General features: G+C 59.0%; 7 protein-coding genes. 3 read left to right on the plus strand and 4 right to left on the minus strand.

Translation table 11 applies throughout. The features are described from left to right. Positions 1–210 (plus strand): ATP-binding protein (locus tag G481_RS0118330; RefSeq protein WP_028031281.1); only part of this gene is annotated, 210 nt, incomplete at its 5' end. A gap of 86 nt (positions 211–296) precedes the next feature. On the opposite strand, the gene G481_RS0118335 is transcribed toward G481_RS0118330, so the two are convergent. The 4 genes from G481_RS0118335 to G481_RS0118350 all read right to left on the minus strand — a co-directional run bounded on the left by G481_RS0118335 (position 297) and on the right by G481_RS0118350 (position 8,370). Next, complete coding sequence (locus G481_RS0118335) at positions 297–587, minus strand: hypothetical protein (protein ID WP_028031282.1); 291 nt, start codon at positions 585–587, stop codon at positions 297–299. A 211-nt stretch (positions 588–798) separates the two neighbouring features. Further along, positions 799–1,791, minus strand: coding sequence for a hypothetical protein (locus G481_RS0118340; RefSeq protein WP_028031283.1), 993 nt, complete (start codon positions 1,789–1,791; stop codon positions 799–801). Next, positions 1,788–6,725: a DEAD/DEAH box helicase gene (locus tag G481_RS0118345; protein ID WP_245595008.1), complete on the minus strand. Its 4,938-nt coding sequence runs from the start codon at positions 6,723–6,725 to the stop codon at positions 1,788–1,790. The genes G481_RS0118340 and G481_RS0118345 overlap by 4 nt, the downstream gene beginning before the upstream one ends. A gap of 157 nt (positions 6,726–6,882) precedes the next feature. Continuing rightward, a complete protein-coding gene (locus G481_RS0118350) occupies positions 6,883–8,370 on the minus strand; it encodes an argonaute/piwi family protein (protein ID WP_245595009.1) in 1,488 nt (495 codons plus the stop codon). Positions 8,371–8,485: 115 nt separating this feature from the next. On the opposite strand from G481_RS0118350, the gene G481_RS0118355 reads away from it, so the two are divergent. Both G481_RS0118355 and G481_RS0118360 read left to right on the plus strand, forming a co-directional pair. Continuing rightward, positions 8,486–8,779: a hypothetical protein gene (locus G481_RS0118355; RefSeq protein ID WP_154664690.1), complete on the plus strand. Its 294-nt coding sequence runs from the start codon at positions 8,486–8,488 to the stop codon at positions 8,777–8,779. A 35-nt stretch (positions 8,780–8,814) separates the two neighbouring features. Beyond that, positions 8,815–8,987, plus strand: a 173-nt coding sequence (locus tag G481_RS0118360) for a transposase (RefSeq protein WP_028031287.1), incomplete at its 3' end; no start/stop codon positions are given.

Genomic DNA, 8,987 nt, shown 5'->3' on the forward strand with positions numbered 1-8,987 from the left:
GCGCAGTCCGGCGGCCAGCTGCTGTTCCATCTGGTCAGCAAACTCTACGAGCAGACCTCCGTCATCGTTACCACCAACTTGGCATTCGGCGAATGGCCGACCGTCTTCGGGGACGCGAAGATGACCACCGCGCTGCTCGACCGGCTCACCCACCACTGCGACATCGTCGAGACTGGCAACGACAGCTGGCGCATCAAAACCCGAGCCTGAACACCCTCCGAAACGCAGGCCCGCGTCGGCTGCGCCAGCTGGAAAGCTACGCCGCCACGGGCCTGCTCACCCGCGCGCCAAAGGGGTCACTTTTGGACGCCGATCAGGGGGCCCGTTTGGATGCCGATTGACAGCTTTCGCTCGTGCACGCACGCGTAGAGTAACTCCGCAAGGCGGGTTTGCAACAAGGCGAGCTGAGGCTCAGGCGCATTGATCGTGCGGACGCCGCCAGATTTCTTTGGAATTTCGAAAGAGCGATACTTCTTGGCTGGGTCCAGCCTGTAGAGGACGTAGCTAACCCCTTTCGGAGTGAAGCCAAGCAGCTTGGCCACGTCGGTGAGGCTTTGCGCCTTCTTAAGTTTAACTAGTGAGCTCAAATAACTGTACTCTGGGTTAGGTGCTTACGGGCACTCTTATGCGAGCGTAAGCGATACACCGGAAAGCCGGAAATACCGCAAGGGAACCTGAAGGTAAGCAGCCTGCCTACCATTGTCGTCATTTGCCGCGATACGCAGCAGGAAGTCTGCCCGTAAGCCCATCCACGATGTAAGAAAATACGCGCGTTTGCAAGTGGTTGCCCGGTGACGATCAAAACGGGATTTCATCGTCTGCGTCCGTCTCGGGGGGAAGCGCTGCGGGGGGAAGCGGCGTGTTCGTGACGACATAGAGGTTGAGGATATCGTCCCTGTCCATGAACATGACTTGGGAGCGCTTGGTCGCGTCCAGTCGCGTCCCGAGCCAGTTCTTCGCGGCCTTGGTGATCTCGCCGCCGCAAGCGATGAACGCATGATCGACCAGGACGCGGCGCGAGACTTCGGGATCGAAGATCTCATGGCCCAGCATCATGGTCGTCTGGTTTAGTATCTCGGCGATGTTAGCGTTGGACGCGTCCGAGCGCCCCGAGGCGTCGAGTTTGCCCTTCTTGGCTTGCAGCCCGAAGTAGAGAACGTGCTGCGTCGGCAGGACGTATCGCATCCAAAGGTCCTTGCCGTATTCGAGGGCCTTGTCCTTATGCCCGCTGACACTGATCCGGTGGAAGCCAAGCTGCCGGAAGAGCGGGACCAGGACATCTTCGATGAGCTGGTCTTCACTGCATGTCGCCAGATATGCGTCAAGGCGCTCGCGCCGGTCCAACTCGTCGGCCGTGAGAGGGCGATGCGGATTTGCCTGCGGTGCGAGCGCCCGACCTGTCCCAGTATGGCGGAGATAACAGATACGATCATCGCCGTAAAACGCCTCAAGGTTCTCGCGCGCCAGGGCAGCGTTCAGCATCTCCAGCGCCCTTGACCGGTCGGCCCCTTCGTTCAGGGCATCGCCTTGGTCCATTAGTGTTGCGATGACGCGCAGGAAGCTGTCCGTCGGCGAGCGAGGATCAGGACTGGGTTCGGCCAAGATGGCTTCCAAAGTGCCCGCCACCCACCATTTGCGTGTCGAGCCGTCATGGACGTGCTCGGTGTCCGCGTCGGCGAAGAACTCGGTCAGATAGGAGCTGCTTCGATACGGAAAGACGGACGTGTCGGCTTCGAAATTGCCGCAGATCATATCGGCGATCTGTTCCAGAGTTCGGCGTTTGAATTTCAAACTTCGCCCTCCACCTCCAGCTCCGGCAGTCTCCGAATGATTTCCATGGTGCGCAGGCTCACCGTGATGACGCGCTGAAAGAGCTCCAGCGGGTACACGGGGTTGTTCATAGTCTCGCGAGCGTAGAGATTTGTGTCATTGGTGATGCCGCTCGGATTGTCCGAGATCAGGCCTTGGCGCTCCATCACCCATTCAAGTGCTGGCTTGCCGTTCACCACGTAATCATAGGCCTCAAGCGGGATGTCCTGCATGGTGATGTTGGCATTGTAGATGACCGTGGACTTGTCTTGATCGCCCCGCTTACCGGCGAATTTCATGCGGGTGACGCGGTAGAAGCTCTCGGGATCATCGATGCTGGCAAGTCGAAGATCGCCCTGCTTGATGGTGACTGGGTAGGGCTCCACGCTGTCGAAATTCAGGTGCAGCTCGCCAAGGGCGCGGCCCGCATCGCTGAAGCGGCGAAAATCGCCCGCCAGCGGAATGCGCGGATGAATCTTCTGAAGATCGGCATTGAAGCGCGCCCGGTAGTCCGGCGCGTGCAGCACGGCGTAGGAATACCAGAAGATATCTTCCTTGGTGATGCTCGGATCACCGTAGTGGCTGCGGAAGGTCTCAAGCGACCAGTCGGTGATGCCATCACGCTGGATATAGGGATCATCGCTCCCAGCATCAAAGAGATCGGCTGCTTCCTCGCGCGGCTCATAGTAATAGAGCGGATAGCACATGCCGGTATCTGTCAGGTGCATGCTCGGCACCCGGTTTGCAGCGAGGCAGGAAAAGCCTTTTCTGTCAGTAACGCCTGTGCACGAAATGACCACGTTCTCATAGCCTTCAGCCGGGAACATGCGTTTGGTGAGATTGACCATCTCGTTCAAGCGGCGATCAAAATACATGTATTGCCGCCCAAAAGGTCTGTGCGCGGCCTCTACGATGGCATCGGAATCGAATTCGATGAGCTTGCCGCGCTCGGCGTCCTTCTTGAGCGCCCGCGACCAACTAATGCGTTTCGGATCGCTGGAGACGATTTCTTCCAAGGGCGGCCAGGAGTCCTTGGCCAGACCATCGCACGCTTTGCGATACTTCTGCGTTTCCTCGTTGAAGGCCTTGATGAGCGCGCGGACATTGCTCTCCAACTGCGCGCGGGAGCTGTGACACACCCAAGGGTCGCGATTGGTGACGACGCCGTACGAGTTGGATATGAAAAGCGATTGCCCGTCCTCGGCGTCGCGTTCGGCCATGGGTATGAAGCTCTGGAAGGCCGGATCGCGCTGATTGATCCAGTCGCCATTCTCATTCGGTAGAATGCGCTTCCATTTGATTGACCCAAGTGAACCGAATTCGGCAATTATCTTGAGCTTGTCTTCTCGTGTGAGATAGTCACCGATGTCGTAATACTTCAGTACGCCTGCGCGCTCACTGTTCGGCCTTTTCACCATAATCGTGATGGCCACAGGCGTTCTTGATCCTGAGCCGAAGACCTTACCGCCTTCACGCTTTGACGCCTCGCCGGATGTGCGTTGGTCGCCCCGCAAATCAAAGACGTAGAGGCTGGTGAACTCTCGGCACAAGGACTTGCGCAGACCGTCCATGTTTTTCGCGTCGATAAAGGAGCCGTTCGTCACAAAGGCGACGATGCCAGCTTCCGAAATGCGGTCTGATGCCCAGCGTATCGCGCGGACATAGCTATCGTAGTTGCTCTTGGCGAGCTTCGAGCTCGAGGCAGCGGCGTAGCTATCGCGAATGCGGGCATCGAGTCCTGGATAGACGGTGTTCTTGTTGTTTTCGTTCTCGCTGCCCTGCTGGCCGGAATATGGAGGGTTGCCAAAGACAACCTGGATATCGAGCGCCTTCTGGCGTTTCCGGCGCTCAGAGTTGTCCGGCATGTAGTGCGAGATCAGGTCATCGCTTTCATACATCTGGAAGGTGTCGGTCAGGCAGATGCCTTCGAAGGGCAGGTATTCTCCGCCCGAAAGACCGTGATAGACCGCTTCGATGTTGATGGCGGCGATATAGTACGCGAGCAAGACAATCTCGTTGGCGTGTATCTCACTGCGATACTTACGCTCCAGATCATCCGCCGAAATCAGCCCGGACTGCAAAAGCCGCGTGATGAAGGTGCCGGTCCCGGTGAACGGGTCAATGATGTGGACCCCTTCGCTACCCAATGTCTGCCCGAAGTCGCTGCGAAGGACTTCTTCGACGGACGCGATGATGAAATCCACGATCTCGACTGGCGTGTAGACGATGCCTAGCTTCTCGGTCGTACGCGGGAAGGCGCGCCGGAAGAACTTGTCATAGAGCTCGACCACAAGCCGCTGCTTGGCGGCAGGATCGGTGATGCCCGAAGCGCGCATCTGCACGCTGGCATAGAACTTCTCCAGGTCACGGGACTCTTTTTCGAGATTGGCCTCGTTCAGGGCATCCAACACCCGCTGCATGGCGCGGGAAACCGGGTTTTCTGCTGTGAACTGATGGCCTTCGAACAGAACTTCGAAGACAGGCCGCGTGATGATGTGCTGAGCCAGCATCTCAATGGCGTCGTCTTCGCTGATGTCATCATTCAGGTCATCGCGAAGCTCTGACAAGAAGTCATCGAAGGCCTTGCGCGCCTCTGTGTCCGGGTCGCGCAAGATGCCGGTCAGACGCGTGATGTGGTTCTTCGCGATCTCGGCGATGTTGACCGCCCAGTCTTCCCAATAATCGCGCGTACCGCATTTCTTGACTATTCTAGCCAGAATGGCGCGGGAGAACTCATCCACCGAGAACGTCATTTCACTCTGAACAGGCGCGCTATCGCCGTCGCCTCGGTCCTCACCGCCCCCGCCAGTCCCGATGCCGGAGCCGGATTTCTTGGCGCGTGTCGGGAGCTCATCTACGGTCGCGGTGACGGCGCGGAGCTCATCGCTGGAAGCTGCCCCGACACCGATGATCTCGATCTGATCACTCACATCTTGGCCAAGGGATGCCCTGTTGATGGTCGCATCAAAGCGATCATCATGGGCGCGCAGCGCATTGAGGATTTGCCAGACGACGCGGTATTTCTCGTTGTCGGCCAATGCCTGCTCGGGCGGAACGCCTGCCGGGACGCCCACGGGCAGGATCACGTAGCCCATGCGCTTGTTATCGGCGCGGCGCATGACGCGCCCGACCGATTGCACCACGTCAATCTGGCTTTTGCGTGGATGCAAGAACATGATCGCATCCAGGGCGGGCACATCCACGCCCTCAGACAGGCAGCGCGCATTGGTCAGAATGCGGCAGATATGATCGCCGCTATCGGCTTTTAGCCAATCCAGCAAACGCCCGCGTTCCTTGGCATTGTAGGTGCCATCCACATGCTCGATCTCGCAGCGAAGGCGCTCGTCTTCGTCTTCCTCCTCCAATACCGGATCAACGCCAAGGAACTCGTCCACCACGGCAGAGAATTCATCGCGGACGAGTTTGGAGCTGCGGATATCCTTGCAGAAGGCCAGAGCGCGCCGCATCGGGTGCGGATCAGCGGCGACATCCTCCTTCATGTCGGCCTTGGTGAGCGCTTTGTAGCAGCCAACAATCTTGGTCGCGTCATCCAGTACGAGCTCGCTGGCACCATCGCCCAGACGTTTCTGGACGGCAGAGCTGACCAGCCCCTCATCCATCGCCAAGACGATCACCTTGTAGTCGGTGAGCAGGCCTTCCTGCACGGCCCAGGAGAACCCGCGATAGAAGAGCGTCTTACCGAAGAGCGCCTCATCGTCCATGGACACCAGCACCGCCTCGGCTTCCTCGGCCCGGCTCTTGACGATATCGCCGAAGATGCGGGGCGTGGCGGTCATATAGAGCCGCTTACGCGCTTTTATGACGGCGTTGTCATGCACTTTGACAAAGTTGGATTCGTCCTCGCCCGCGAGCGTGGCACCGGTTGTGCGGTGCGCTTCGTCGCAGATGACCAAATCAAATTCCGGCAGGCCGTGCTGGCTTTGCGCATCGGCAATTACTTGAATCGACTGGTAGGTGGCAAAGACGACGCGCATCTTCTCGGGCTCCGGCGATCCGGCCCCGAGGGAAAGCTTCACGGCATCGGTCGTAGCCGGGAAGGCCAGATCAAGTACGTCGATCTCGGCGATGTCGTCTTTGGACTGGCGTCGCTTGCCAACTTGCGTGTCTGAGCACACGGCAAAGGAATGCAGCGGAGTTTCGCTGTCAGCGGTCCACTCGCGCACAGTTTGCGCCATCAAGGCTAGCGAGGGCACAAGGAAGAGGACGAGCTTGCCGGGTCCGGCCAGGTCTTCGGCGATTTTGAGCGCCGTGAAGGTCTTGCCTGTTCCGCACGCCATAATCAGCTTGCCGCGATCACCTTCCTCAAGACCGGCGCGCACGGCTTCCAAGGCATCGCGCTGGTGCGGACGAAGCTTCTTTTTGTCGGCTAGAATGATTTCCCCGCGCGCGGCGAAGGCGTCCCAGCGGATGGGGCTTTCCTGAAGGTCCGTGAGGCCGATCCGAATGGTTGGAATGGCCTGGCCACGGATCATGGTCTCCGCGTTCTCGCTCCAAGGCCGCTCGGTGCTGTCAACTATGATCCGGCGCTTAAACGGCTCTTTGCCAGAGGCGGAAATGAAGCTATCAATGTCTTCCTTGCGAATTCTGTAATTGGCATCGAAGAATTTGCATTGAATGGCTGCAAAGCCGTCTTCATCTTTGAGTTTCGCAACAAGGTCGATTCCTGTGTCCCGGCCATCCCAGCCTTGGGCTTTGGCCCACTCGGCATAGGCCCAAACATCATCATAGAGCGCGGCCTGGATGGGGTCGGTAGTCAGGTAGGCGGTAGCAAGGCGCTCGAAATACGTGCCTTTCTCGCGCTCGGTGCGCGCTGCGCTCCGATAGCTGGCGAGCACGTCATGTAGCGTCGCAACGTCCGCATCAGCGCGGCTCTCATCTTCCAGAACTGTGCTCAAGGCTGCCTCGGATACTACAAAGCTTATGAAAACACCTTAGCAGCACAGCGCCTACGTGCCAGTGTCAAAGCGATGGAATCACTGGCCTATCGTCAAGTTTGGGCGAGCGGGCTTGGTCTCAGGAACCTCGCCTCGGCGCGGCGAAGATGAGCCGTGATCAGATGTAGCGGCGGTAGTCTGGGCTCACCGGCTGGTGCTCGGGGATATACTTGAGGACTTCCCCGACCTTGCGGGCTGCCCGGATGGGAATAGGTAGTTTCTGGTTCATCTGTGTGGAGTTCCAGTTGACCTTAGTGAGTGAGAAGACTTCGCGTGCAATCTTCTCCACAGGACTTTCGCTTTTTTCGTGAGGGCAGAGCAAAAGCGGATTGGGCACATATTGCCCCGGATATGTGCCGTAATAAGGAATGCTACCATTGGTATAAAGCAGCCCTTTATCGTCAAGCTCGACGAAAGTGCCACGCAATACCGGATAGTCACCGTCGCGAAGGACTTTGACCGAGTAGGATTCCTGCACCCAAACCAGATCGCGCAGCTCGACTTCGGCCGCGTCCAGGGCACTGACAATCCCATCTGCCTCTTCATCGCGGAAGCGCGATGTCTTGAGCACGATGACACGCGCCGGGTAGTGCTTGTGGTAGTTCTTGTAGGCGGTGAGCGCGCTTCGCACGAGGCCTTCGGCGTCCTCTTCCGTCAGATACGGATGGCGACCGCGTGTCTCGGTGTGCGCGCGCGAGCCCTTGAGGATGAACCCGCGACCGCGTTCATCAAACATCTGCGCCGCGCTCGTCCAAAGCTGCTGGCCGCTGGTGTCGCGGTAGAAGCTGATGCCGATATAGCAGGCGCGAAACTCGTCTTCATCGGGGAGCCTGCGCCAGGGCACGCGCCCGCTGCCCTTGTAGTAGAGCGTCGAGAGCAAGTTCCACGCGGTATCGGCGCGGTCTTGCGTTTGCCGGTCGGTCGTTTCCTTAATCTTGCGCGGTATCTTTGCGCTCTCGTCCAGCACGTCTTCCCAAACGATCTGGATCGGAAAGCTGTAGCGCATGGCGGCTGCCTTGAGCATGCCCCTGAAGTTCGGAGCGTCGCGCCCGCCGCTGTCGTCCGCTTCGAACGTGGACGCGGAATCCACCTTGGCGCGCCAGACGCGCTCGATCAGCGCGACGGGCAGAGCAATGAGAACAACATCGGGCTTGGAGCCGGAGGTCTCCAGCGTATCGAGATGCTGCGTGAAGGCCTCAACGGCGCGCGCCACAGCCCGCGCGTGGTCCGGCTCCTTTGTGATCCGCTCAATCTCGGACTTCGAGATGATGCCATGCGCCCCGTCCATGAGCTCGAAACGGCAGCGGAAGGGGTTTTGGTTTCGAAGGCCTGGGAAGTCAGGGTGAAGGTTCGGATGGCGGTCGGTCTTGCCGGAAATGCCGTCTTCGATCTGCGCCATGAAGCTCTGCGCATCCTCGACCGTCTTGGAACTGCCCACGGTCGCGATTTTGATGGCATCGCCGAGATTGGTTTGGAGCGGCCCGGCCTCCAGAAGCCCAAGGCGAGGGTCCGGGTGATGGAACAGGTCGCCAAATTCAAGCTCAGGTTCTGCGAAGATGCGGGTTCTAAACTGCATGGAGATCAAGCCTCCCCTGATCGCGGTCATCGGATGTCTTGACCGTGCGCCATGCGCTTTCCGGCACGCTGGTGGACAGCTCCACGCTGGGCGGTTCGCCAAAGCCAAGCATGACGGGGCTGGCGTCTTCGCCAAAGAGCGAATCTTGCCCGGCCTTAGCCGCATGGCGAGAAAGGAAGCGGTGCCACAGGATGACCTGACCGCGCAGCGAGGCGTTGTTATCGGCCCGCTTCTTCCCAGCCAGAAGGGCATGGGGATGCGAATGCGGCGTGTAGCCATCGGTGGTAAAGAAGTATGTCGGGCTGATGATCAGATACCATTGATCGCCAAGGCGCTCGAAGCGCGGCTGGAACGCGTGGTGGCGGACATAGGAAATGCTATCGCTGTCTTTTCTGAGCTACCCCCCGAAAATCGGACAGTGACGGAAGCTACGATCTGAGGCCTGCTGGTCTCCAAGAACGAGGAGATCAGAACATGTCGAAACGCAGGAACCACGATGCGGCGTTCAAGGCGCGTGTGGCGCTGGAAGCCGTGAAGGGGGAGCGCACGGTGTCGGAGCTGGCCGCCGAATATGGCGTTCACCCGACGATGATCCATCAATGGAAGCGTTCGCTTCTGGAGGGTGCCGCAGGCATCTTCGAGAGGGG

The organism is Gemmobacter nectariphilus DSM 15620 (assembly GCF_000429765.1).
GTDB lineage: Bacteria > Pseudomonadota > Alphaproteobacteria > Rhodobacterales > Rhodobacteraceae > Wagnerdoeblera > Wagnerdoeblera nectariphila.

Coding starts and splice junctions, on each gene's coding strand:
- G481_RS0118350 (WP_245595009.1), bottom strand. CDS start 8,370: ATGACCGCGATCAGGGGAGGCTTGATCTCCATGCAGTTTAGAACCCGC.